Annotated in this window: 14 protein-coding genes and 1 riboswitch; of the genes, 9 read left to right on the top strand and 5 right to left on the bottom strand. The window is 49.7% G+C overall.

What is annotated here, in order from left to right; genetic code table 11:
- Positions 1-356: 356 nt before the first annotated feature.
- Together EII14_RS03310 and EII14_RS03315 are read left to right on the top strand one after the other, a co-directional pair.
- Positions 357-2,018 (top strand): sigma-70 family RNA polymerase sigma factor, encoded by a 1,662-nt coding sequence (locus tag EII14_RS03310; RefSeq protein WP_158608305.1) that lies wholly within the window; start codon positions 357-359, stop codon positions 2,016-2,018.
- 84 nt (positions 2,019-2,102) lie between these two features.
- Positions 2,103-2,909: a bifunctional 2-polyprenyl-6-hydroxyphenol methylase/3-demethylubiquinol 3-O-methyltransferase UbiG gene (locus EII14_RS03315; protein ID WP_124931148.1), complete on the top strand. Its 807-nt coding sequence runs from the start codon at positions 2,103-2,105 to the stop codon at positions 2,907-2,909.
- 928 nt (positions 2,910-3,837) lie between these two features.
- On the opposite strand, the gene EII14_RS03320 is transcribed toward EII14_RS03315, so the two are convergent.
- The 3 genes from EII14_RS03320 to EII14_RS03330 all read right to left on the bottom strand — a co-directional run bounded on the left by EII14_RS03320 (position 3,838) and on the right by EII14_RS03330 (position 7,568).
- Positions 3,838-4,482 carry a thiamine diphosphokinase gene (locus EII14_RS03320; protein ID WP_124931149.1) on the bottom strand — a complete coding sequence of 215 codons (645 nt, stop codon included), beginning with the start codon at positions 4,480-4,482 and terminating at the stop codon, positions 3,838-3,840.
- A gap of 3 nt (positions 4,483-4,485) precedes the next feature.
- The gene (pnuC, locus tag EII14_RS03325) at positions 4,486-5,169 is read right to left on the bottom strand and encodes a nicotinamide riboside transporter PnuC (protein ID WP_158608306.1); all 684 of its coding nucleotides are present in this window, start codon (positions 5,167-5,169) and stop codon (positions 4,486-4,488) included.
- Between the two features lie 218 nt (positions 5,170-5,387).
- Positions 5,388-7,568 (bottom strand): TonB-dependent receptor, encoded by a 2,181-nt coding sequence (locus tag EII14_RS03330; RefSeq protein WP_124931151.1) that lies wholly within the window; start codon positions 7,566-7,568, stop codon positions 5,388-5,390.
- Positions 7,565-7,661: riboswitch (TPP riboswitch) on the bottom strand. Its footprint overlaps the gene before it by 4 nt.
- Before the next feature lie 147 nt (positions 7,662-7,808).
- Here EII14_RS03330 and EII14_RS03335 point away from each other — a divergent pair.
- The 6 genes from EII14_RS03335 to EII14_RS03360 all read left to right on the top strand — a co-directional run bounded on the left by EII14_RS03335 (position 7,809) and on the right by EII14_RS03360 (position 19,263).
- On the top strand, positions 7,809-9,044 hold the full coding sequence (locus tag EII14_RS03335) for a transglutaminase family protein (RefSeq protein WP_124931152.1): 1,236 nt from the start codon (positions 7,809-7,811) through the stop codon (positions 9,042-9,044).
- A 42-nt stretch (positions 9,045-9,086) separates the two neighbouring features.
- On the top strand, positions 9,087-9,887 hold the full coding sequence (locus EII14_RS03340; RefSeq protein ID WP_124931153.1) for a helix-hairpin-helix domain-containing protein: 801 nt from the start codon (positions 9,087-9,089) through the stop codon (positions 9,885-9,887).
- 558 nt (positions 9,888-10,445) lie between these two features.
- A complete protein-coding gene (locus EII14_RS03345; protein ID WP_124931154.1) occupies positions 10,446-14,606 on the top strand; it encodes a reprolysin-like metallopeptidase in 4,161 nt (1,386 codons plus the stop codon).
- A gap of 222 nt (positions 14,607-14,828) precedes the next feature.
- The gene (locus tag EII14_RS03350) at positions 14,829-15,365 is read left to right on the top strand and encodes an HDIG domain-containing metalloprotein (protein WP_124931155.1); all 537 of its coding nucleotides are present in this window, start codon (positions 14,829-14,831) and stop codon (positions 15,363-15,365) included.
- 271 nt (positions 15,366-15,636) lie between these two features.
- Complete coding sequence (locus EII14_RS03355) at positions 15,637-18,450, top strand: putative LPS assembly protein LptD (protein WP_370241819.1); 2,814 nt, start codon at positions 15,637-15,639, stop codon at positions 18,448-18,450.
- 93 nt (positions 18,451-18,543) lie between these two features.
- A complete protein-coding gene (locus tag EII14_RS03360) occupies positions 18,544-19,263 on the top strand; it encodes a BACON domain-containing protein (protein WP_124931156.1) in 720 nt (239 codons plus the stop codon).
- On the opposite strand, the gene EII14_RS03365 is transcribed toward EII14_RS03360, so the two are convergent.
- The gene (locus tag EII14_RS03365) at positions 19,253-19,453 is read right to left on the bottom strand and encodes a hypothetical protein (RefSeq protein WP_124931157.1); all 201 of its coding nucleotides are present in this window, start codon (positions 19,451-19,453) and stop codon (positions 19,253-19,255) included. The two genes, EII14_RS03360 and EII14_RS03365, sit on opposite strands and share 11 nt — an antisense overlap.
- 935 nt (positions 19,454-20,388) lie before the next feature.
- Between EII14_RS03365 and EII14_RS03370 the strand changes: the two genes are divergently transcribed.
- Entirely contained in the window at positions 20,389-22,620 is a 2,232-nt protein-coding gene (locus EII14_RS03370) for a S8 family peptidase (protein ID WP_124931158.1), read from the top strand.
- A gap of 187 nt (positions 22,621-22,807) precedes the next feature.
- On the opposite strand, the gene EII14_RS03375 is transcribed toward EII14_RS03370, so the two are convergent.
- The gene (locus EII14_RS03375; RefSeq protein ID WP_124931159.1) at positions 22,808-23,533 is read right to left on the bottom strand and encodes a DUF4369 domain-containing protein; all 726 of its coding nucleotides are present in this window, start codon (positions 23,531-23,533) and stop codon (positions 22,808-22,810) included.
- Positions 23,534-23,749: the final 216 nt, after the last annotated feature.

Genomic DNA, 23,749 nt, shown 5'->3' on the forward strand with positions numbered 1-23,749 from the left:
AGTTTGGGGATTTATGAGTGAATGATGACGCAAAGATAGCGATTAAAATCGAAACACAAATATTGTATATCTTCCTTTGTCAAGTTTTTCCTTGATAATCGAGCGATAATCTGCTCTTGAAATGTTCGGAACTCAAACAAAACGCCCATAATTCATCGGCAAAGGTTTTGTTCGTTGGCTAAGTTTGGGTAATTTAGCGGGTCACAAATTCAATAAGGGACAATTCTCCCGAGGGCAACTTTTCGGAGCAGGGAGCAACCTTTGCCGCCGTTCGATTTTGGTTTTATTGATATTTGGGCATGCAGTCATTGGGATATGGTCGTATCTATATTATAATGGCGCATAAGACATCACTTATGGAATTGAAGATAAAAGCATTGGTAGAAAAGGCACAACAAGGCGATGCAGAGGCTTTCGGCATGTTGTATCGGCTGTTTTACCCGAAGATGAAGGGGATTTGCATAAAAATCTTGAAAGACAACAAGGACGCGGCAGACGATCTTGTTCAAGATGCTTTTATTCTTGCCCTGATGTCGGTGAAGGACTTGAAAAACACCCGGAGGTTCGGTCAGTGGCTGACCAGCATTACGACCAATCTCGCTCTCAAATATCAGGAAAAATGTCAGAAAGTACAATTTGTGTCTTTGTCAAACAGAGAAGAGGACGTAGAAGAAGAGGTTGAGGCGGAATGTGTTTCGGAGCTTTCCCTGTCGTATGAAGAGGTCATGGCCGCGGTTGAAAAGTTGCCGGAGGGATACGGTAAGGTTTTCAAAATGTCGGTATTGGACGGGCTTTCACATCAAGAAATAGCCCAAATCCTCAATATCGCCCCACACAGTTCCTCATCGCAGTTGGCAAGGGCGAGAGGCATGCTCCGAAATATCTTGAACATCAAGGTCTTGTCCGTTCTTGTTTTGGCTTGGGTGGGCGTTTATGAATACAAACTCCTCATCAACAAAGAGCAGGTTGCTTCCGAAAGCAACACACGTTTGGCAAGAAAAGACACTGTCAGGAAAGTGGAAAAACACAAGCTAACTCCCACCGTCGGAGAGCCGCCGGCCGCAGATGTCGCTTCAAGGCATGCCGAAAAAACAGCTGCAAACAGCAGGCCGATCGAACGCAATGCAGGCATCGCTTCCACTTCTTTTGATGCCATTGCCGACAGCCTTGACATTAAAGTCCGGTTGGCGGAAAACACCACAGACGGCATCTTGTTGCCCGATAGCATTGTCGCGCCGCACAAAGCATGGGAAAACTTTATTGGCGAAGAAAACGGAAAGAAAAGCAATCGGTGGCAATTTCTTGCTGCCGGATCGCTCGGTACGGCTCTCATACAAAATGCCTATAAGCTCATCGTCAATCAGGGAAGTCTGGTGGCCGATCCGACAACGTCTTATTTTTCCACATGGGAAGAATATGCCAAACATCTCCGTTATACGGCCACGGAAGACGCGCCCGAAACAATGGCCATGAAGAACATCGCCGACCACAATTCGGGAAAAATCACAGAGACCGAGCATCACCGTAAGCCGATGACGATAGGGATTGCCGTAAACAAAGAAATAGGCCGACGTTGGAGTTTCGAAACCGGACTTCGCTACTCGTTCTTGAAATCGAAATTCGTTTTGGGCACGGGAGAATATCGTGTTGATAAGCAGCAAAGCCTGCACTATGTCGGCGTCCCCGTTAAGTTGTCATATCGGTTGGCGGGAGATCGGGAAATGTCTGCATACGGATCTGCCGGAGTGACCGTCCGCATACCCGTTTCGGGCACAATTTCCGCTGATTACATCACGGGGGGAACTGCCTCTTATTCCGTCCGCCGGAAAATTGCTCCGCCTTTGCTGTGGACGGTGAACACCAATCTCGGAGTGCAATACCGCTTGACACCCCGATTGAGCTTGTTTGCAGAACCGACACTCAACTGGCATCTTTCCCATGAGAGCACCACGAAAAACGCTTGGACGGAACGGCCGTTCACCTTCACCCTTCCGGTCGGACTGAGGTTCGGTTGGTGAAAATAATGTCGTCGTTTGCATGCAGTCTTTTGATTGGGGCGGTATCTATATTGAAAAATAAAGCCCCGATTAAAACAGTAGAACATGCAAAAAAGACACACGGACAGACAACAATATTTTCGCGATTTGGAAGCGACATCCGATGCATACTATGTCGGCTATGTTTCCGATTACATCAAACTCACTTCAAACACCCGCGTCTTGGAAGTGGGCTGTGGCGAAGGGGGCAATCTCGCCCCTTTTGCCAGATTGGGCTGTGAGGTCACGGGAATTGACATAGCGGAATGTAGGATAGAAGATGCCCGAAAATACTTCGCCTCGGTGGGCGGCAATGCCACATTTGTTTGCAGTGATTTTATGAAGTGTGCCACACCGCAGAGCGAGGAAGACAAGTTTGATGTCATCCTCCTGCATGATGTGATAGAGCATGTTCCGGTTAAAGACGAGTTTCTCAAACATTTAATCTCTTTTCTCAAAACAGCGGGCATACTGTTTGTCGGTTTTCCGGCATGGCAGATGCCCTTCGGCGGACATCAGCAGATATGCAGAAGCCCGCTTTGTTCACACTTGCCGTTCATTCATTTGCTCCCCAATCCGCTGTATCTGTCTTTGCTCAAATTGTGTCGCGAAACGGAGGGCACAATCAAAGAACTGATGAGCATAAAGGCATGCAAAACAAGCATTGAACTTTTTGAAACTTTGGCGAAAGCATGCGGATATGCCGTCATCAACAAGCAGTATTGGTTGATCAACCCGCACTATAAGCAAAAGTTCAACCTCTCTCCTCGCCTTTTGCCCCGACCGATGTGGAGGTTGAAGCACATCAGAAACTTTTTCACCACATCGTGTTGGTATGTGCTCGGCAAGCAGGCGGAAGAAACCGAAAAATGAGGCAGTCATGTTTTGGTGCGGCTGTTGTCGCCGATCGTCTTTTGGAGATTGCCCGCTCCCTCTCTTCCGGCCGCCGTCGACGACCGCCGTTTCCAATCTTCCGCTGTCGTGCATGGGGCCTCCGGCAATGCGTTGGCAAATGTCCTTGCCTTTTCCGATGCCGTTTGACATGGCTTGAAACAACCATTGCTCTCCGGCATCGAAGCAGGCGACAGACAACAACGCAACTGCCTGTGCGGTGGGAAACTCTACCTGCGAGGTGGAGTTTTTTATCTCCAATGTGGGAATTTCTACCTCCAAGGTAATGAATTTCATCTCCTGCGAAATCGAGAAAAACGGACTCCCTCGCGCGCACGCGCGTATACCTATTCATTGTTTTTTGCTTTCACTGCCTTCGCAAAAACGCCTTCGGTGTTGATTTTCAGAGTGTTTCGTGCGAAGGCAAATGAAGGCAAACTTTCAGATCCGGTTGCAACCGATTGAAAACCATGTCATTGTGTCGCATTTTTGCTTTCACCGCCTCCGAAAGCGGCGGTTTTCTCGCGGAAGCAGCGGAAGGAGGTGAAGGCAAAGGGGAATTTTGCCTTCACCGTAGTTATACTGATTTTCAATGAGTTGAAAAATCCATTTTCTTTTTGCCTTCACTTGCCTTCGCACGAAACGCTCTGAAAATCAACCCCGAAGGCATTTTTGCGAAGGCAAAACGGCAAAAAACAAAAAAAATAGGGTGGAAAAACGCTCAAAAAGGGCGGTTTCATCGACGACGACGACCGAGGGAAACTGTCCCAAGGGGGAGGAGCGAACACAGCAAAAACAGACTGCGCCAAGAGCATGGTGTCTTGACGCAGTCTGTTGAGAAGCGGTGTGTGGATCGGTGCATGTTGTGCTACCCGGCGAAAGAGTGGCGCGACATGCTCCGATGAGCATTTTAGGGTTTGTCGCACTGTCGGTCGGGTTCGGCGACGTAGACCAGAAATTTGCCGCGCGCATCGATTTGCACTTCCCGACGGGTGGCTACGTTGAGTGTGCCTTGCCACAGCCGGGTGAAGTCGTAGAGGGGATATTGCAGACCGGTAGCAGAGAAATAGGAGGCTCCGAAATTGAAAATCGAGATTTCGCGCCCGATTTCGATTTCGAGGCGGAGTTGATCGCGGCAGGGATAGAAGGTGCCGTAGTCGCTCACCATGCGAATGGCCGGGGCTTCTCCTTGTGTCACGGGGAGCAGGTCGGCATAGTCCATGAGGAGGGCGATGTTGGCCACGGAGTGGTCTTCGCGCAGGCCGGTTGCGCCGAGAATGGTGATGTCGCGACGGCCGAGGGCGAGGCAATGTTTCACGGTTTTCGTGAGATCATTGGTTTCCTGCTCGGCGATGCGGACGATGCGGTCGGCGTAGCGGTGGCGAACCTCCGCATTGACGGAATCTCCGTCGCCGACGATGACGTCGGGCACGAAGCCGGCTTGCACGCAGCTGTTGGCCGCACCGTCGCAGCAGGCGATGAAATCGGCCGAGCGGAGGAGGGCAAGCGCGCGTTCGGTTTTGGGAAAGAGGCCGGCGGCAAGAACGATGGTCATACGCTATGCGGAAACGGCGGAGGGTTGTTGGGCGCGTTGAAGTTTGCGCCAGTTGAAATAGCCCATAACGGCCACGATGCCGTAGACGGTGAAGAGGGCTGCCCATTGATAGAGGTCGCTCACGATTTGCATGTAGACGAACACCGTGTTGACAACGACCCAAAGAATCCACTGTTCGAGATATTTCTTGGAGAGCAACCACATACCCACGAAGCTCAGTGAGGTGGCAAAGGCGTCGGCAAGAGGAGTGCGGGGAGTGGCGACGGGCAGGTTGAAGTTGAACATACCGTTGAGTGCGGTGATGATTTGCTCGACGTTGAGCAGGAAGAGGTAGAGCGTGCCGCAGATGACGGTCACCGTGAGCAGGAGGCGGGGGTAGAGCCGGGAGGGAATGTTGGTAATGGTGAAGACATTGCCGCTTCCCTCATTTTCGTCTTTGGGAGTAAAGAACACCATTTTCACGCCCACGATGAGATAGTAGGTGAAGAGGGCGGCCGAGGCGTAGTTGCCTTTGAGCAAAAAGAGGTAGACGAAGGGAATGGCGTTGATAATGGCCACGTGCCAAAAGAGCGGTCGGGCTTTGTATTGGAGATAGAGATAGACCAGACCGATGAGTGTGCCGAAGATTTCGACGTAGCCGTTGAAAGTCATTGCGCAGAGCGTGTCTGCAATCGAGTTGATGTTCATGTTGTTTTTTAAGTATTGATGTGTGTGAATGATGCGAGTGTGCGGGCAGCGGCGAGAGGAGATGCTTTGGGCATGAGGCATGATGCCGTGATGCTGCGGTGACTGCGGATCGCTCCTGCCGGTCGATAAATGCGGAAAAGATTGCCTTCTTTGCAGACGACAATCTTTTCCGAACGGTGTCAAAATAGGTATGTTGGCAGCGGTTTTCGCAGTGGCGATCAGAACTTCACGCCGATGTTCACCAAGAAGTTGGTGCCGGCCATGGGGTAGAAGCGCGGATCGCTGCCGAGGGTGCGGGTGGCAGGATCGGCCATGTAGGTTTGCGAATAACCGTTGGTTTCGTATTTCTCGTTGAAGAGATTGTAGACGGTGGCGCCGACGGTCATTTCTTTCACGCCGCGAAAACAGAAGGTGTAGGAGGCGTTGAGGTGAGAAACGAAGTAGGCGTCGAGGGAGTTTTCGCGCATCTTCATGTTGTCGAGGTATTGGCGGCCTACGTATTGAGAGGTGAGCGATGCCGAGAAACCTCCGTGGTTGAAGGTGAAGCGATTGTTGAAAGTGGTCGAGGGCGAAAACGAGATGTCTGTGTCGCCGATGTGGTGCGTGTATTCGTTGTAGTCCCCGTCGTAGAGATAGGCGGTGTAGTCTTTGATGCGGTTGGCACTGAGGGTGAGGTTGGCGTCCCAGCGGAAGAAGGGGCAGGGCAGCCAAGCTCCCGAAAGCTCGATGCCTGCGCGGTGGCTGTCGGCCACGTTTTCCACTACGGCCTCGCCGATTTCGTTGTAGCGACCGTTGAGCACGAATTGGTTTTTATACTGCATCCAATATCCGTTCACCGCAGCTTCAAAGGTGCGGCCGGTGTAGGTGTAGCCCGCTTCGTAGTCAAAGAGGCGTTCCGACTTGGGGGAGTGATCGGGGGAGTAGCTTTCCTGATAGGAGTTGCGTGTCGGCTCGCGACGTGCCACACTGAACGAGGCATAAACCCTGTGGTCGGGACGAATGTTCCACACACCGCCGAACTTGGGGTTGAAGAAGTGGAACTTCTTGTCGATGTCCAACACGGGGCGTTTGTCCGAAGTGCCGTTGATGCGGTAGTCGATGAAGCGATATTGCACGTCGGCAAAGAGGTTTACGGTCGGCAAAACGGCGTAGTGGGCGCGAAGATACACATTTCCGTCTAATTTCTCGCCCTTGTTGCGATAATATTCGTGATTGGGACGCAAATTTCCTACATAATTTTTGACCCAGAGTACATTTCCGAAGTGGTCGTTCTCAAAGTTGTTGAGGCCTGCGCCGCCCGTCACGTCCCAAGCTCCCTCCTTGTAGTTGAGAGAGAAAAGTCCGCCGTAGAAGTGGTTTTGGAGGTGTTTGCGGCGAATGAGGTCAGACTTTTTCTGCTCGATGGCGTCGAGGGTGTAGGAGGCAAGGCCGTATTCGGTGAGCTTGCGATTTTTTTTGTATTCCTCATAGTAGCCTTCGCCGTAGGTGTAGTGGAGGGCGGCCGAGAGGCTCCAAGCCGGAGAGAGCTTCTGCGTGAGCAAAGCCTGTGCGTGTTGCTGGAAATAGATGTCGTTTTGGTCGTCGTAGAAGAGGTTGAGCTTCTTGTCGATCAGGCCGTTGGGATTGTAGGTGCGGTGGGTCGAGAGTTGTTCGCGACTGATGCCGTCCCAAGCGTGATAGGTCTTTTCCTTGCCGCCGTAGGCAATGAGTTTGAGCATCGTTCCGCCGTTGAAATAAGTGCCCTGCGTGAAGTAAGAACCCATTTGTGCGGAGGAGCGGTCGCGATAGCCGTCGGAGGCGAGATAGGACACGCGTGCGTCGAATGCCCAGCGGTGGTTGAGGCGTCCGGTGCCGACTTTGAGGGTGTTTTTCGTCGTGTTAAACGAACCGTAGGAGGCGTTTACCGAAGCATAGGGCAGGAGCGAAGCCTTGTCGGTGAGCATGTTGATGCTCGCGCCGAATGCACCTGCGCCATTGGTGGAGGTGCCGACGCCGCGTTGGAGCTGTATGTCTTGGAGCGAGGAGGCGAAATCGGGCACGTCTACCCAATAGAACACATGGCTTTCGGGGTCGTTGAGGGGGATGCCGTTGTTGGTGATGTTGATGCGTGTGCCGTCGGTGCCGCGCACGCGGATGTTGGTGTAGCCGATGCCGGTGCCGGCGTCGGAGGTGGCGACCACGCTCGGCAGGGTGGAGAGCAGGAAGGGGATGTCCTGCCCGTGGTTGATGCGTTCGAGGGCGGCTTTGTCCAAATTGGAGTAGGCGATGGGCGACTTTTTGGTCGCACGGTTCGTCACCACTTGGGCTTCTCCCAATATGTTCACACGAATCGTATCGACGCCTTGCGCCGACACGGCAGTGGCGGCTGCACAGCAGCCCGCCAAAACAAATTTCTTCATAAAATTACTTTTAATTACTACGCCGGCATTATCCGGATCAGTTCATAGGGTATGATCTCAGCCTGAAAGAGTAAGGCACCCCTTAAAGAGATGTGGCAAAGATAGGCATTTAATTTTGTTGCAAAGGCGGAAAGGCGGCGAAATGCGGCGTGCGAGATCAGATAAGAAGCGTTTTTGGGCTTTTGTTGTCGAACTTTTCTTATCTTTGCCACACCAAGTTTGCATCTTAGCCTTCATCGTATGAAAAAGAATTTTCTTTTTATCTGCTTCGTGCTGCTGTCTTGTTTTTCGCTTGCGGCACAAAATCCTTCGGAATCTTTCACGAAACTGTTTGCACGTTTCAAAGAAATGGCGGTGGTTTATGAGGAATGTCGTGCCCGAAATGACTACGAAGGTATGTCGCGAGCCTTGAAAGAGCAAATCGCTTTGTTGGAAAAAGTCGAGCCGGCAGGCGAGGGAGCGAACGACCGTGAGATGCGAGAAAAGCTCTTGGCCAATCAATATTATAATCTTGCCTGTGCGTATGCTTTGAAAAGCAAGTCGAAAGCAGCCGTCGAGGCTTTCCGAAAGGCCGTTGAGCATGGTTTCAAAAACTATCGGCATACTTGCAATGATCCCGATTTGGCGAGCATTCGCGAAGACCGCCGTTTTCGTAAATTGTTGGGGCGCATCATTCAATACGACAACCTCCACATGCTGAGAACTGCCCGCTCCTATCGCAGAGAGCAGACGGACTCTCTGCCGAATTTCACCTATCAGTCGGCGTCGGATCACAATTTGAAAGCCGTGAGAGAACGCTTCCGCCTCGACTCGATAGCCGGCAGTGGCGATGAGGTTTCAAAAATCATGAATGTCATGACTTTTGTACACAACAACATCCGCCACGACGGCAGCAACTACGCGCTGTGCGAGTTCAACGCCAACGATATTTACAACTACCACAAGGCGACGGGAATGGGAGTGAATTGCAGGCATCTGGCCATGATGCTCAATGAAATGTATCTCTCGTTGGGGATACCCTCGCGATATGTGACCTGCATGCCCAAAGATCCGAACGATGGCGATTGCCATGTCATCGTTGCCGTTTATTCCGCTCAGTTGGGGAAATGGCTTTGGATCGACCCCTCGTTTAATGCCTATGTCAAGGATGAGAACGGACATTTGCTGAGCATTGCCGAAGTGCGCGAACGGCTTATCGACGGTCGGCCGGTTGTGCTCAACGAAGATGCGAATTGGAACAACAAAGTCAAACAGACGAAGGAGGAGTATTTGGAAAACTATATGGCCAAAAACCTTTACTATTTCATTTGTGCGGAGCAGAGCCGTTTCAATGCCGAAAGTCGCTATCGCTATACGGGGATTCGTTATGTGGCACTGTTGCCCGAGGGATTTGAAACGCAAAGCGTGAGCGGCGACATGTATACCGTGACAAGCGACGCGGAATACTTTTGGCAACCTCCTTCTTCTGCCAAATAGCCGACAGAGGTTCATAGCCCTCCTATTTTCCACTCTTTTTCCATGAAACATTCACGCCCTTCTTTTGGTCGCGAGATGCGCATCGGCCTTTTTGTGTTGGTCGGTGTATTGCTTGTCGTGGCAGGTTGGCGTTGGTGCATACCTTTCGGCGAAAAATCCTCTTCGACATCGGCCGAAGCGAAGATTTCGGCGGAAGAGCTGATCGAAATCAAGCGTTTTGAGCAACAACGCCTTGCCGACTCGTCGCGTCGTCAAGAGCAACGCAGAGCGCAGTGGAAACGGTGGCGAGAAGCGCGCGAAAAAAGAGCGACGGCGCGTGATCGGCGTCAAGCCGACTACGAAGCCCGGCGTCGGCAGTGGGCGGAAGAAAAAGCCCTGCGATCGGCGGAAAGAGCCCGGCGGCAGGCACGCTACGACAGTTTGCGCCGCCTCCGTCCCGAAAAACTGCCGGCAGGTTCGTGGGTGGATCTCAACGAGGCCGACACGCTCCTGCTGCAACGCATTCCCGGCATAGGGCGCGGTTATGCCCGAGCCATTGTGGGTTATCGGGAGCGAATGGGCGGTTTTGTTTCGACGCGTCAGGTGCTCGAAATCGAGAGATTGCCGGCAGGCATCGACGCATGGTTTCGAGTAGAGCATTTGCCAAATATTCGGCAGATACCCCTCAATCGCGCCACGTTCAAAGAATTGTTGCGACATCCTTATCTCAACTACGATCAGGTGAAAGCCATTGTTGAGCATCGCCGAAAACGGGGCGATCTGCGAGATTGGCGCGACTTGGGCAACAGTCCGCATTTCTCAGACTTTGATTTTCGGAGGCTTCAACCTTATTTCCGATTTTGACAAGCTGATTTTTCTTTGTGATTATGAGTCATGGCGTCCGTGGAACAGACTGCTTCGAGTGGAGAGGGCGATATTGCAAGGCGGGCACTCTGTGTCTGCCGGTTACTTTTTCGGTAAAAACTATTCGTTATTTAGAAAATCCTATCCGTTAGATACTATTTACTGAGTGACGAGTGTTTTTGAGAGAAGATGAAAACGACTTTCTCAGGCTGTGGAGAAAGTCGTTTTCTTCGTTTTTTTGTTGAGGATGGCAAATTGTGCCGACGTTTTTTGTTTCTTTTGTGGTCAATGTCTCTTCTTTTTGTTTGAAAAATGTATCTTTGCCCACGCTTAATGGAGATTCGCACTTTCTTCGATTCTCGAAACATTGTTTTCAAACGACAGTAAAAACACACCAACTCTTTTGTTTTCGGCAGAAGATACGTAAGTTTTTTCTTATCTCTTTCGCCTCTTTTTACTTTTTCGGTATAGAGGGGAGTTCTTTCGATGAAAGAGGGATAGGCTTTGAGAATTTATCCTCATTTAATATATATAATATTCAAAAACAACATTTCAACAATGAAGTCCAAGTTCTTTTTATTCGGACATGTATTGTTCTCTTTGTTTTTCGGTGGTTTTTTTTTCATGGGAAAAGCACAGACAACTTTTCATGACCCTTATCCCGATGAGCAACTTTCTGTTTGTGGAGCGAGCTGTTCTGGTAATATCGAAGTAATAAAATCACGAAACTTTATTAAAGGTTTTCCTTCATATCAAAAGCCGGAAAGAATACCGGAGGATTTTATTTTCAAGGGAAATAATCAAACTTATGTGTTTAGATTAGCCGCTTGTGTCACGGCATTTTACTTTAATGGCCACTTCAAACAAGATATGGCCGAAGTTTACAAATATTGGGATGATTTGGAGAAACAGCTAAATCTTATCTATGAACGTGATTGTGGCATCCGATTTCAAATTATAAGAAATGAAAAACTTGTTTTTTCGGAAGATCCTTCTTTTGAAACTACCACTAAGACACGCATCCTCAATAGTATTCTCGGAGAAGATAACTATGAAGTCGGTATATTTTTGCAGGCTCCAACAGGAACAATGGCCGGGTATGCTCTCGTAGGAGGAGTGTATAATCAATCTTTGAAAGGAGAAGCACGATCAACAATCTCTTATTCTACGATCGCACATGAGATAGGACACCTTTTCGGAGCTTCTCATCCGCATGAGAAAGATGATGCCAAAATAACTGAACAAGGGTTGGGCTTTTCAATTATGAGTTATGGTTCACCACGTACATTCTTTTCGTTGGCATCCATCAAAAGTATTCGATCTTCTTTGAAAGTGTTGGGGTATTTCAAAGAAAAGGAACGTAAAAACTATGTGCCGGGCAGTATTTCGTATCAAAATGCACCTTATGTAATTCTTCAAAATGAGGAGTTGCCACAGCTTGACGAAAAGGCGGTGAAAAGAGAGTATGTCGTGACAAAAGGAACGAGATACCAATTCTATATCCCCGTTAAAAATAAAAATAAACAAGGCTTTTTTTATCATGCCCATCCCTATGATGTTGCTTCGTGGGGAGGTGAAACGAATTTATTGCAACGTCTTTATGCTCCATCTGACGAAAATGTAGTGATGTATCATCCTCGTTATCTCGCGGCTCGTAAAAATGCCAATGATAATTGGGAGGAGCAGTTGTTGAAATATTCAGACCAGTATAAGCCGGGAACTTATACCTATATGCTTTCTGCTTTTTACAAAGGGCATCATGATGTCGTTAAGACGAGTTTGCGCATCGTAGATGGAGAGAAGTTTCAAATAAACACAGTGAAGATGAAAGAAAACGGCTTCTTTGATTATGCTATTCCCGGTAAGACGCCGATAAAACTTTCGTGGACTACTTGTCAGTCTCTTTATGGCAAAAATAGTAAAGTGCGTATTTTGCTATCCACCGATTTTGGAAAGACATTCAAATATGTTTTGGCTGATGAGGAGCCCAACGATGGCTTTTGGGAAGGAGTTTTTCCTTATGTGAAAATAGATAGAGTGGATTATCCCGAAGTAGGGGAAATACGTGGAGGAGTGATTAAAATAGAGGTCATAGGCGAAGCGGCCTATGCCTTGTCTCACGAAGTGCCTTATTGGGTGTCGAATAAGGTGATTCTTACCGGAGGTGTCACTACCGATATGGAGAAAGCTGTTTCTTTTTCTCCTACTCCTAATGTCTATAAAGAACTCGATTCAGAAGATCAAGTGCCGAAGATCGAAACTTTAACCGCAAGCTTTCAAGGACGATCAAAAACAGTCGAAGGAGTAGAGAACAGAGTTGGCAACACCATTTATAGAAAATGGACTACGACTCTCGGAAGTAACATTTCCACTTATACTCAGGTGATTAAGATAAAACAGAGAATAGATGAAAATGCAGTGATTTATGATAAGGCAAACGCACTTTCAAGGCCGGCTCTTGATGTTTATCGAAATTTCGGAAAATTAGGTTATCCCAAGGTTCAATGTAAAGAGGGACTTCATTTCAGAGAAAAGTTTGAACAAATTTTCACCCGAGAAGGAAAATTAAAAGTAGGTTTCACCAAGCAAGAATGTGATGAATTGGAATATGCCTTGATTGCCTTGGGAAAAATCTCCGATGAAGATATTGTTATGCCCACCGTAGGGAGAAAATATAAGATCGCCAGCTATCACAATGTTTATGACAAAGAACGTTGGTTCTTTCTCAGTCCCGATGGAAAGGGAGGAGAAGCACTACATATGAATCAACCGGATAAAGGAGCCGAGTGGTCGTGTGAGATGATTGATAGTCTGTATCGTTTCACGGCCGACGGGCAGATGTTGACCTTGCAAGGCACATCGCATGGTCTTAATGGAATGAAAATTGTACGTGGATATACTTGGGGGGCGTTTAGTTTCATCAGTGGTCGAAAATATCCTCGTATTGCGCGCGTCTATTCGAAAGGTGAACGCATTGATTTTGCAGAATCTCGCGAAGAGAGATTAAACATTGAAGACAAAATAAACAGACGTGACATAATTATTTCAACCGATTTCCAATTATTACCCGTAGAAGAAACATACGATGTGTATTATCGCACATCGGAAAAAATGTTGCCTTATGCATATTTACCCATGAAAGGAGATATTGAACCTTTCGGGGCATTTCCGGGGAAAAGCATGACATCGCTGGGTGATAACCTATATAAAATAACTATCCCTACAACGCATTCCACCGATGAAATCACATTTAGTGAGGGAGAACATCGAATCACGGCACGCCTTATTGGGAAAAGTGCTACTTACGAGGCTTCCGGAAAGCGAGTGTATCGTTTGTCCATGTCTGCCGAAAAAATGAGTACGCTTTTCTTGGACTATCCCGTGGCAGTGCCGCAAGATGTTACGGCTTATACAGCCACCGCCGAGCGCGTATCCGAACGGCAATATGCCTTGAAGTTGATTCGCCTTTCGGGGTCGACACTTCCGGCCTACACGCCTGTTATTTTGAAAGCAAAGGCAACGAAAGATTATGACTTCTTGGAAATCGACTACACGCCGCTTCCTGTTGAAACGGGGTGTTTGCTGGGAACCATAAGTGAATTGACGGAATCGAACTTCAACGAAGATTATTTTTATTTTGCTTTGGGAGAGAACAAAACTGTTGCTACGCATGGAGCAGGGCAAGAGGTGAATGTTTTCCCTCACACAAAAAAAATGGAAGCCAACACGGCATATCTCCGCATTTATAAAAATGACAACAACTGGAAGATAGCCTCTGTTGTGCTCGATGAAACGGAGTTTACAAAGCTGACCGGCAACGGAACTCTTGACAATCCCTACACGATAGACGACATCAAGCGTTTGGAAACAACAACAGAAAACGTTTGGGTGAAAGGACGCATACGCGGAGGATGGAAAAATGCCGACGGAGAAGTGGAGCAGCAAGTGGGAGAATTCATGGCGATTGGCGTAGATAAAAACGTCATACCTGTTTATGTTCCCGAAAATGCACGTCAAGGAGTCAATAACATGAGAGAGAAGTACGTGCTTGTGCAAGGCCGTTTTGGAGCTTGTTTGGGCAGTGTCGGGATTGATCGCAACCGATTGAAGACTCTCGACTATCAGGAAACGATCAAAATCGGAAAGGTCGGCTATGTTACCTATTACAGTCCTTATGCCCTGCAATTGCCGAAGGGTGTGAAAGCTGCCGTAGTGATCGAAACCGAAGGTAATGCTGTTAAATGCGATTGGAATACATACTCCGACCCCTCGGTGGTGATACCGCCCGAAACCCCGGTGATCTTCAAAGGTGAACAGGGAGTATACGAACTCAAAACTTCGTTCTCGACTCCTACTCGCGCTGAGCGCAATTTGTTGAAAGGAAGTTTGACGGATAAAATCTTAAACGATCCTAACACCAAGTATTATAAGTTTTCGCAAGGTGTTGACGGACTCGGCTTCTATTTCGATATGCCCGGAGGAAGTGGACTGTTGACTTCTGCAAGAAAGGCTTATCTCACTATACCTTCGGATTACGCAGCTTCAAGTAGATTTTTGCTTGAAGATGATTTCGTAACCGCCATTGTAAATGAGTATGCCGGCAGAGACCTTGAAGCGAAAATCTACGGCATCGGTGGAAATTATGTGGGTATGATGAGAGACTTTGACAAGTTGCCTGCCGGAATTTATATTATCAATGGCAAAAAAGTGATGAAATAGTCTGATCGTGGCAAACGGACATCTCGCGACAAGAGGTTGCCGTAAATCCATTTTTTTCGTCCGATCCGACAATATTTCAGCCCTCTTTCTCGTTTTCAAATCAGAAGCGAGAGGGAGGGCTTTTGATTGTCGTGAAAATCCGCCGTTGTCATTATTTTTCAGACAAAACACGTGGAATATAGGAGAAATGAGTAAATTTGCACGATAAAGCGTATTTGTATTATGCTCCACGAAACTCTCATCCCCAAATACTATCCGCAGGATAACGAACTGAGGAGATTGTTGCTTCGACACAGTCGGCAGGTGGCGGAGCGGGCGGTGGCCATTATCGACCGACATCCCGAACTGGGAGCGGATCGACATTTCGTTTACGAAGCCGCCATGCTTCACGACATCGGGATTTTTCTGACCCATGCGCCTCGCATTCACTGTCACGGACAAGCCGCTTATTTGCAACACGGATGGCTGGGGGCGGAACTCATGCGTCGCGAGGGCTTCCCCGATTTTGCCCGCGTTTGCGAACGGCATACGGGTACGGGCTTGACGCGGCAGCAAATCGAAGAGCAACAGCTTGCGCTGCCTTTGCAAGACTTTCTGCCCGAAACGATAGAGGAAATCATCGTGTGCTACGCAGACAAGTTTTATTCCAAAAGTCATATTGACCGCGAGTGTACGGTCGAGCAAGCCGCCCAAAGTCTGTTGCGTTTCGGAGAAGAGGGCGTTGAGAAGTTTTTGGGTTGGGCGGCCATGTTTGAATGATGCCGGCATCGCTCCCCACGTTCGGCCGCTTTGTCTGTGCCTCTCCGTGAGATGCACGAGAGGGTGCGCCGCTTTTCAACACCACGGACAACGACCAACTACTGAACCGTAATTTCACAAAGCACTGTTTCTTTTGCCACGCAAATCTTTTCATATCTTTCTCTCTTTCGTTGCGACGCTCATATTGTCGGGCGTTGTTGCCGGATGTGCTCTTCGGCAGGAAAACGAGTCCCTGCCGGTTTTGCCGGCGGGGCAAGACGCGTCGTTTTCCGTGACCGACACTTCGCTCGCGGCTTTCAAGGACACGTCCGAAACGCTTGCCGAAATTTTGCAACGGCAAGACTCCGCGGCCAACCCGAGCTTGAAGCCCGTCGATATGCCGAAAGACAGCGCGACCTTTGCTGCGTTGATCGACAGTTTGCGATACACATTGAAAAAAGACACCGTGATCGCCGTGACCAACAAGGCAGACACGTTGCGGACGGACAGTGTGCGCCGTTCGGCTTCGGGCATCGAAGCCCCCATTGACTACAACGCCGCAGACTCCCTCGTGTATGATGCCGAAACGGGATTTGCCCATCTTTTCGGCAGTGCCAAGGTTAGCTATCAGAATATGGAGCTGACCGCAGAACACATCACGATGAACATGGACTCCTCGTTGGTGCATGCCGTCGGTGTGATGGATACGACTGCGAAAGAGTTGAAAGGAACGCCGGTCTACAAGCAGGGCAGCGAAAACTATGAAAGCGAACGCATGTCGTTTAATTTCAAAACCAAAAAAGGATTTATTCAAAACGTGAAGACCACGCAGGGCAACGGCTTTTTGCGCAGTGTGAACTCCAAGCGGTCGAACGATGGCTATTTCTATCTTGAAAATGCGAAATACACCACTTGCGATGCCGATTGTCCGCACTTCTACCTGCAACTCACGCGGGCGAAAATCAATCCGGGCAAAGAAACGTTTTTCGGCCCTGCCAATCTGGTCGTGGCCGACGTTCCCCTGCCTTTGGCCATCCCTTTCGGCTTCTTTCCTTTCAACAAAAGCTACTCTTCCGGCTTGATCATGCCGACTTATGGAGATGAAACGGCGCGCGGATTTTACTTGCGCGACGGAGGATACTATTTTGCCATCAGCGACCGCATCGACCTCAAACTTTTGGGCGAAATCTATACCAAAGGTTCGTGGGGAGTGTCGGCCGAGAGCAATTATGCCAAACGCTATAAGTATCGTGGCAATATGTTTGTGTCCTATCTGACGACTGTCAATGGAGATAAAAACATGCCCGACTACTCGAAAACAACGAGCCTCAAAGTGCAGTGGACACATTCGAGCGACCCGAAAGCCAATCCCAACACCTCGTTTTCGGCGCGTGTGAATTTTGCCACCCAAAACTATGAGAAAAACAATCTCACCTCGCTATACAATCCGCTTTCTTACACCCAATCCACGCGCGCATCGTCTATCAGTTTCACCCACAGCATTCCCTCCATAGGGCTGAACATATCCGGATCGTCGAACATCACGCAAAATCTGCGCGACTCCTCCATGGCCGTCACTCTGCCCGATTTGTCCGTTTCGGTATCGCGCTTCTATCCGTTTCGCCGTAAGCGCATAGTCGGTTCGGAGCGGTGGTACGAGAAAATCTCGATGTCCTACACGGCACAGATCAGCAACTCCATCAACACCAAGGAGGACTTGCTTTTTCAATCCAATCTGATCAAAGACTGGCGCAACGGCATTCAGCAACGCGTGCCTATCGATGCCACGTTCCAACTCTTTAAGTTTATCAACATTTCTCCCTCCGTCAGTCTGAATGACCGTATCTACATGAAGCGCGAAAAGCGTTCGTGGGACGAACAGCGACAGACAGAGAAACGAGACACGGAATATGGGCTTTACAACCTCTACGATTGGAATGCCTCGGTGTCGGCCAACACCACCCTCTATGGTTTCTACAAGCCTTGGCGTAAACTGTTTGGCGATCGCATCAATGCCATTCGCCATGTCGTCAAACCGTCGGTGAGTTTCACTTATGCTCCCGATTTCACGAACGAGTCTTACGGCTACACCACGCACTATGTCAAAACCGATGCACAGGGCAATGTTTCGACGGTATCCTATTCTCCCTATGCCAATGCGCTCTATTCTTATCCCTCCTCTCGCCGGCAGGGAAGCATCAGCATGAGCCTTTCCAACAACTTGGAGATGAAGATGAAATCAGACAAAGACACGACGGGCTATCGCAAAATTTCGCTCATCGACGAACTTTCCGGAACGCTCTCCTATAATCTCGCTGCCAAGACTCGCCCATGGAGCGACCTCTCCATGCGTGTTCGCATGAAACTCAGTAAGAGCTACACCTTCTCGATGGCAGCGCAATTTGCTACTTATGCCTATGAGATGGACGCCAAAGGAAAGGTATATGTCGGAGAGCGAACGGAGTGGAGCTACGGACGATTCGGACGCTTTCAAGGCATGAGCCAAAACCTTTCCTATACGCTCAACAATCAGAAGATGATGACCTTCTTCGGCCTGCTCGCCGGACGTGGGTGGGACAAGGTTTTCGGTTCCGAAAAAGAAACGGAAGAACGTCGCGACGACAAAGACGATGTCGATAGTGAGGACGTCAATGTCGATCCGATACTGAAACGGTCGGCCAAGAAAGTGGAGAAAAAAGCCAAGGCGACCGTGGACGAAGACGGGTATCTCGTTTTTTCCATGCCGTGGAGTCTCACCTTTTCCTACGGCGTGACGATGAGGGAAGACCGCAGCAAGCCGATCAACACGCGCCGTATGCGCTACCCCTTCGCTTTCACACAAACGCTCAACGCCTCCGGCAACATCTCTTTGGCGAAAGGTTGGAACATCTCGTTTTCGTCGGGCTACGACTTTAACTACAAGCAGATCTCGATGACCACGGCCTCGTTGTCGCGCGACTTGCATTGCTTCGAAATGTCGTGCAACATCGTTCTCCGTCCTTACTCCTCCTTCAACTTCTCCTTCCGCGCCCGTGCCTCCGAACTGGCCGATGCCTTGCGCTACGAGAAGAGAAGTTCTTATTCTTCCAACATAGATTGGTATTAACGGCGACGGGAGGCCACGAATGCTTCCGACGATGCTTCTCGCCCCTTTGTCGCGATCGTTTCCCCCATAAAAAACTCTAACACCCTATCAGCTATGAAAAAAATCACCCTTTTTCTCCTTTCGGCCACCCTTCTCTTCGGAATGGGGCTGACCTCTTGCGACCCTTCCGGCAGCAGTGAGTACCACACCACCTCCTTTGCGCCTTTGCACCCGCAGGGCAAAATTTGGTATGCCGATCAGCAACTCGACTCCTTGTCCGTCGTCAGCTCCGACTCTTGGCGGCTCACTCCCCGCTATGCCGACGGCCTCCAATGGTTTCTGGTCTCTCCCGACCAAAAAGAAGTACCTGCCGGCTACATCGTTTCGACGATGTTGAAGTTTACCGTTTCGCCCAACACCACAGGAAAAGTGCGCAACGGCGACATCGGAGTCAGCACCTCATACGCCCAAAACGGCACGTTGCGCATGCCCGTCTGTCAGCTGCCCTATCTCCACATCTTGCGTCCGGCTCGCATCAATCCGTCCGAACCGTTTCAACCCTATTTCGGCGAAACGCTGGCCGAAACAGCCGGTACGGCGCGCCTTGACTTCATGGTCTACGACAGCGACTCGGCCGCTCACACGTTGGTTTCCGACGCCGATTGGCTCATTGTACCGGAGAAAAATGCACATCCGGCAGCAGGCAGACACCAGATAGACCTTGGCGTGCTCGCCAATCCTACGACGCAAAAGCGCACGGCTCGCGTGACCCTCACTTCGGCCGGCATCAGCACCGTCATCACCTATGAACAAAAAGCAAAGCTCAACCTCTGAGTGTTTTTGCCTTCAAATCGGATAATGCTCCTATCCCCATGCGGCGTTGCGGTTTTGGCAACGCCGTTTTTCTGCAATGATCGTTGGCCGGCGCAATCGTGAAAGCTCCCCGATAGGTTTCGGGCAGTTGGCGTCGTCCGATAGCAAAAGAGGAGGCTAAGAGGAAAAGTAGGGCAGTAGCGATCGACATTGAGGGCTGCGATAGAATCCTCACCGTCGCCGTTGGGAGCACCATTGCAGGCAATCGGAGCAACCCGCCTTTCGGTCGAGGCACCACGGTTTACGATTGAAGGATCGCCCTCTCCGTCCGAAGTTTCACCGTCGCCGTTGGAAGCACTACTTCCTCTGAGTTGAGAAAAACTTCCTCTGAGGTAGGAATTTTTTCCTCAAAGGTAAGGACATCCCCCTCCCACCGAAGCGGAAAATCTGCTCTCTCGCGCGCACGCGCGTATACCTAATGCTTGTATTTTTGCCTTCACTGCCTCCGCTAAAAGGAGTAATGTCTTGTAAATCAAAAAGATATTAGCGAAGGCAAGTGAAGGCAAAAAGAAAAAGGGCTTTGCAAATGTTTGAAATACAGTTTGTTGCGACGCATTTTTGCTTTCACCTCCCCCGAAAGAGGAGGTTTTCGTGCGGAAGAGGCGGAAGGAGGTGAAGGCAAAAGGGGGATTTTGCCTTCACCGTAGTTATTCTGATTTTCAGTCGGTTGCAAACTCTATTTTCTTTTTGCCTTCACTTGCCTTCGCACGAAACGCTCTGAAAATCAACCTCGAAGGCGTTTTTGCGAAGGCAAAACGGCAAAAAACAAAAAAAGGGTGGAAAAACGCTCAAAAAGGGCGGTTTCATCGGCCGCACGACGGCGAGACAGGCAGAAGCAGAGGAGCCGGGGGAAGGCGGAGGTGTCGCGAACTGTCGGACACTCGGCTTTTGTGATAAAAAAGCCTCTTGCCGGCGTTTAAGTTGCGTTTTTACTCCGAAAAAGCCGCAAAAGGCCAGAAAAGACGAAAAAGATTTCTTTGTTTTATTTTTTCTTCGTAAAATTGTGCGCTGAAATGCTTTTTCGACACAAAAACTTTCCGACAGCGACGCAACTCTTGTGTCGCTGACTCTTTCAAAAAATATGATATGAAGAAAAATCTACTCTTAGCCGCATTCTTCTTGTCGGCCACGCTCTCCACGGCGCAAAATGTGGAAACCCGTTCCAAATTCAATCCCGATCTGTCGCTCTTGATGAACCGCTATCGTCATGCCGCCACTTCCGACCAACGTGTGGTGCGTGCGGTCGGGGCTTCTGCGAAAAAAAACGATTTGGAACGTGTAAAGCTCATCATCGAGGCCGAAAACTCGCGTCTGATTTCCGAACGTCTGACAGCTGCCGGCTTCGCCAATGCCGTCATCACCGAACATACGCTCACCACCGAACTTCCGGCAACCTTTGTCGATAGTCTGGCGGCAATGCCCGAAGTGCGGCACATTGCTTTGTCGAAGCGTTTGAAGAGAAACATGGATAAAGCGCGCGACATATCGGGAGTGGATAAAGTACACAAAGGCACCGAGCTCGAAACCCCTTTTACGGGAAAAGGCGTCATTCTCGGTGTCATCGACCAGGGTTTTGAATATCGTCATCCGGCTTTCAACGACAAAAACGGAAAATCTCGCGTTCGCAGCGTATGGGAGGTTTCCGACTCTTTGAAAAAGCCGACCGACGTGCTGCCCCTCATCGGAGAAAAGACGAAGAGCAGCCACGCCACACACGTCACCGGAATTGCAGCCGGTATGGCCGTGAACAACAACAACCTGCAAGGCGTTGCGCCCGAAGCGGAAATCATCATGATCCCCTCCGAGCTGACGGAAGATGAAGTCTTGAAAGGCGTGAGTTATATCAAAGAATTTGCCGACAAAGAGAAAAAGCCTTGGGTGGTCAATATGAGCTTCGGCTCTCAGCTCGGGCCTCACGACGGCACACAGCTGTACGACAAAACGCTCGACGGTTTCACCGGAAAAGGGGCTTTTCTCGTGGCGGCCATCGGCAATGAGGAACAAGACAAAATCCACACCATGGCCACCATCAAGAAAGGCGATGTGCGCTACGTCATTTTTGAAGAGCCTGTGGTGGATCGTGATGAGGCCGAAATCCTTTTCGCGCTTTGGAACCAAACGGCCGATGGCAAAGAACACCTGAAAATCACTCCCGTTCTTTTGGCCAATGATGAGTTGCTCGAACCCGATGCAAACTTTTGGAAAGAAGCGATGACCAATGAAAAAGCCATTATTGCGGGTGAGGTCGTGCCTGAAAACAAGAAGCAGACTTTCATGGGCTATTTCCCCTGCAAAGAGTTTGAGGAGTTTTTTGCCGCCAAATATCCCCAACATGCTCCCGACCAATATTTTGAAGTTCTTCCCGCGCTCAAAATAGAACTGAACGACGACGAAACCGAGCCTCAGACTTTCCACATTTGGTTGGCAGACAATCGAGGCTCCATTTCCTCTTTGGCTACTTTCGAGGGCAAGGAGCAAGAAATGCTCCGCCCCGTGGACGGCTATCGCGTGGGCGAAGGAGCGGCCTGCGTACCTTCGGCCATTGCCGTCGGTTCTTACAACAGCCGCTCCCGCTGGTATAGCACTTTCCACAAAGAGTCGATGGACGGAACCAACGGAGTGGGCAAAATCAATGAAATCAGCAAGTTCTCTTGTTCGGGTCCTTTCTTGGGAAAAGAACTCAAACCTGCCATTTGCGCTCCCGGCGCCTTTATCAATAGCGCATTCAATAAGTATGACGAAGAGCTCATAGACGCCCAAGGCGACTATGTGGGAGAGCGCATTACCCGCAAGGAAACCGTGAACAAGGAAGACTTCTACTACGGCATGTATGAGGGAACTTCGATGGCTGCTCCTTTTGTGTCGGGAGTGCTCTGCCTGTGGTTGCAGGCCAATCCCAATTTGGACTACAACACCGTAATGGAGATTTTCCGTAAGACCGCCATTCGCGACCAATATACGGGCAGTGAAGAGTGGACACCTCGTCGCGGATATGGCAAGATCGATGCCTATGCCGGTTTGAAAGAGGCTTTGCGCATGTATGATCCGAACGGCATCGAAGCTGTGGCCAACACCGAAGCTCCGGTGAGCATTCAGAAAGGCACGGACGATTGGAAGATACTCTTCAACAACCCCGAACGTCAGGCCGTTATTCGTGTTTACACCACCGCCGGCCGTATGGTCGAAACCCGCCGTTTGCAAAAAGTGGCGCAAGGGCATGAAGAGGTGCTTCGCCTCGACGCGCTCACCCCCGGCGCATACCTCGTGAACATTGCCACTGCCGGCAGCAACATCACGCGTCGTGTGTTGGTGAAATAATCGTTTCTCCCTCACTCATATTTCAACAAAAAACCGTGGTAAAACAACTTGCTGTTTTACCACGGTTTTTGTGTTGTCGTTTGTCGTTTTATCCCCCGTAATTTCCCAAAAGGCACATCCTCATGCCGAGGTGCGGAATACAGCGATTACGGCATGAGGATGTGTGTTCGAGTGAAAGAGCGAAGTGTTATTTTCGACGGCCTTTTTTTGTGGTGGGGATTGGTCGGTTGTAGCCGGCCATGGCCAAATAGTTGCGTATGGCCGGGCTGCGGAAAAACGACGGGGGAGCATTTTCGGCGATGCGTTGCAGCGGTTCGGTCATGGTGGGGAAGAGGAGCTGTCCGGCCATTTGCATGAAATATCCGGGACCGAGGGCGTTTGTGCTGTTGTCGAGCACGAATTGTACCTCCATGTCTTCAATTTTCTTGACAATGGCCAGGCGTTCCGGTTCGAGGCGTCTGACCACCTCTGCCATCGGCACTCCTTCGTAGAGCAGCTTGCGTGCCGTTCGGTCGAGTTCCCACAATTCGTTGTCGTAGCGAGATCGTTTTTTCATGAAGTCGGTAAGACGCTCGTTGAGCGGGCTTCCCGTGACGGTTTGTCCGTAGTTGTCGACCTGCATGAGCAGTTCGCCGCCTTCGAGCACAATGGGCATCAGCTTTTCGTTGCCCATGTAGACTTCGGCCATGGCGATGCTGTCTACGCTGCCGCCGAAAGTGAAGCGTCCGTGTATCACTTCGCAGGAGTCGATGTCTACGACATGGCTTTGGGAGTCCACGAAATTGGTGATGCGCAAATACAATTTTTGTCCGTCAAGACATGCCAACGAGGAGTTTCCGTCGATGCTGTATTGCGATGCGCAGGAAGTGAGCGCAAGCAGGGTCGTGGCGATATAAGTGATCGGGCGCATCATCTCGGTGAAGATGGTTACGAAATGGGGATTGATTTAATGCAAATGTACGCGAACTTTATCGAAATCCCAAACAAGAGGTCGAAAGACTGAGGGGAAAATAACTTTCTTTTGACTTTTCGCGCCAAAATCAGAAGCTGTGTTGCAACTTTTTGCAGTTGTTTTTCGCCCGAGCTCTTTTTTGCCCTTTTTGTCGGCGGTTTGGAGAGGTGTGCAGGG

Origin of the sequence: Alloprevotella sp. OH1205_COT-284 (assembly GCF_003859795.1) — a bacterium.
Lineage (GTDB): Bacteria > Bacteroidota > Bacteroidia > Bacteroidales > Bacteroidaceae > Alloprevotella.

Excerpts from the sequence above, each read along its gene's own strand:
- EII14_RS03320 (WP_124931149.1), bottom strand. The coding sequence starts at position 4,482 with ATGACCATCGTTCTTGCCGCCGGCCTCTTTCCCAAAACCGAACGCGCG.
- EII14_RS03345 (WP_124931154.1), top strand. The coding sequence starts at position 10,446 with ATGAAGTCCAAGTTCTTTTTATTCGGACATGTATTGTTCTCTTTGTTT.
- EII14_RS03350 (WP_124931155.1), top strand. The coding sequence starts at position 14,829 with ATGCTCCACGAAACTCTCATCCCCAAATACTATCCGCAGGATAACGAA.
- EII14_RS03330 (WP_124931151.1), bottom strand. The coding sequence starts at position 7,568 with ATGAAGAAATTTGTTTTGGCGGGCTGCTGTGCAGCCGCCACTGCCGTG.
- EII14_RS03365 (WP_124931157.1), bottom strand. The coding sequence starts at position 19,453 with ATGTCGATCGCTACTGCCCTACTTTTCCTCTTAGCCTCCTCTTTTGCT.
- EII14_RS03375 (WP_124931159.1), bottom strand. The coding sequence starts at position 23,533 with ATGATGCGCCCGATCACTTATATCGCCACGACCCTGCTTGCGCTCACT.
- EII14_RS03310 (WP_158608305.1), top strand. The coding sequence starts at position 357 with ATGGAATTGAAGATAAAAGCATTGGTAGAAAAGGCACAACAAGGCGAT.
- EII14_RS03360 (WP_124931156.1), top strand. The coding sequence starts at position 18,544 with ATGAAAAAAATCACCCTTTTTCTCCTTTCGGCCACCCTTCTCTTCGGA.
- EII14_RS03340 (WP_124931153.1), top strand. The coding sequence starts at position 9,087 with ATGAAACATTCACGCCCTTCTTTTGGTCGCGAGATGCGCATCGGCCTT.
- EII14_RS03335 (WP_124931152.1), top strand. The coding sequence starts at position 7,809 with ATGAAAAAGAATTTTCTTTTTATCTGCTTCGTGCTGCTGTCTTGTTTT.
- EII14_RS03370 (WP_124931158.1), top strand. The coding sequence starts at position 20,389 with ATGAAGAAAAATCTACTCTTAGCCGCATTCTTCTTGTCGGCCACGCTC.
- pnuC (WP_158608306.1), bottom strand. The coding sequence starts at position 5,169 with ATGAACATCAACTCGATTGCAGACACGCTCTGCGCAATGACTTTCAAC.
- EII14_RS03315 (WP_124931148.1), top strand. The coding sequence starts at position 2,103 with ATGCAAAAAAGACACACGGACAGACAACAATATTTTCGCGATTTGGAA.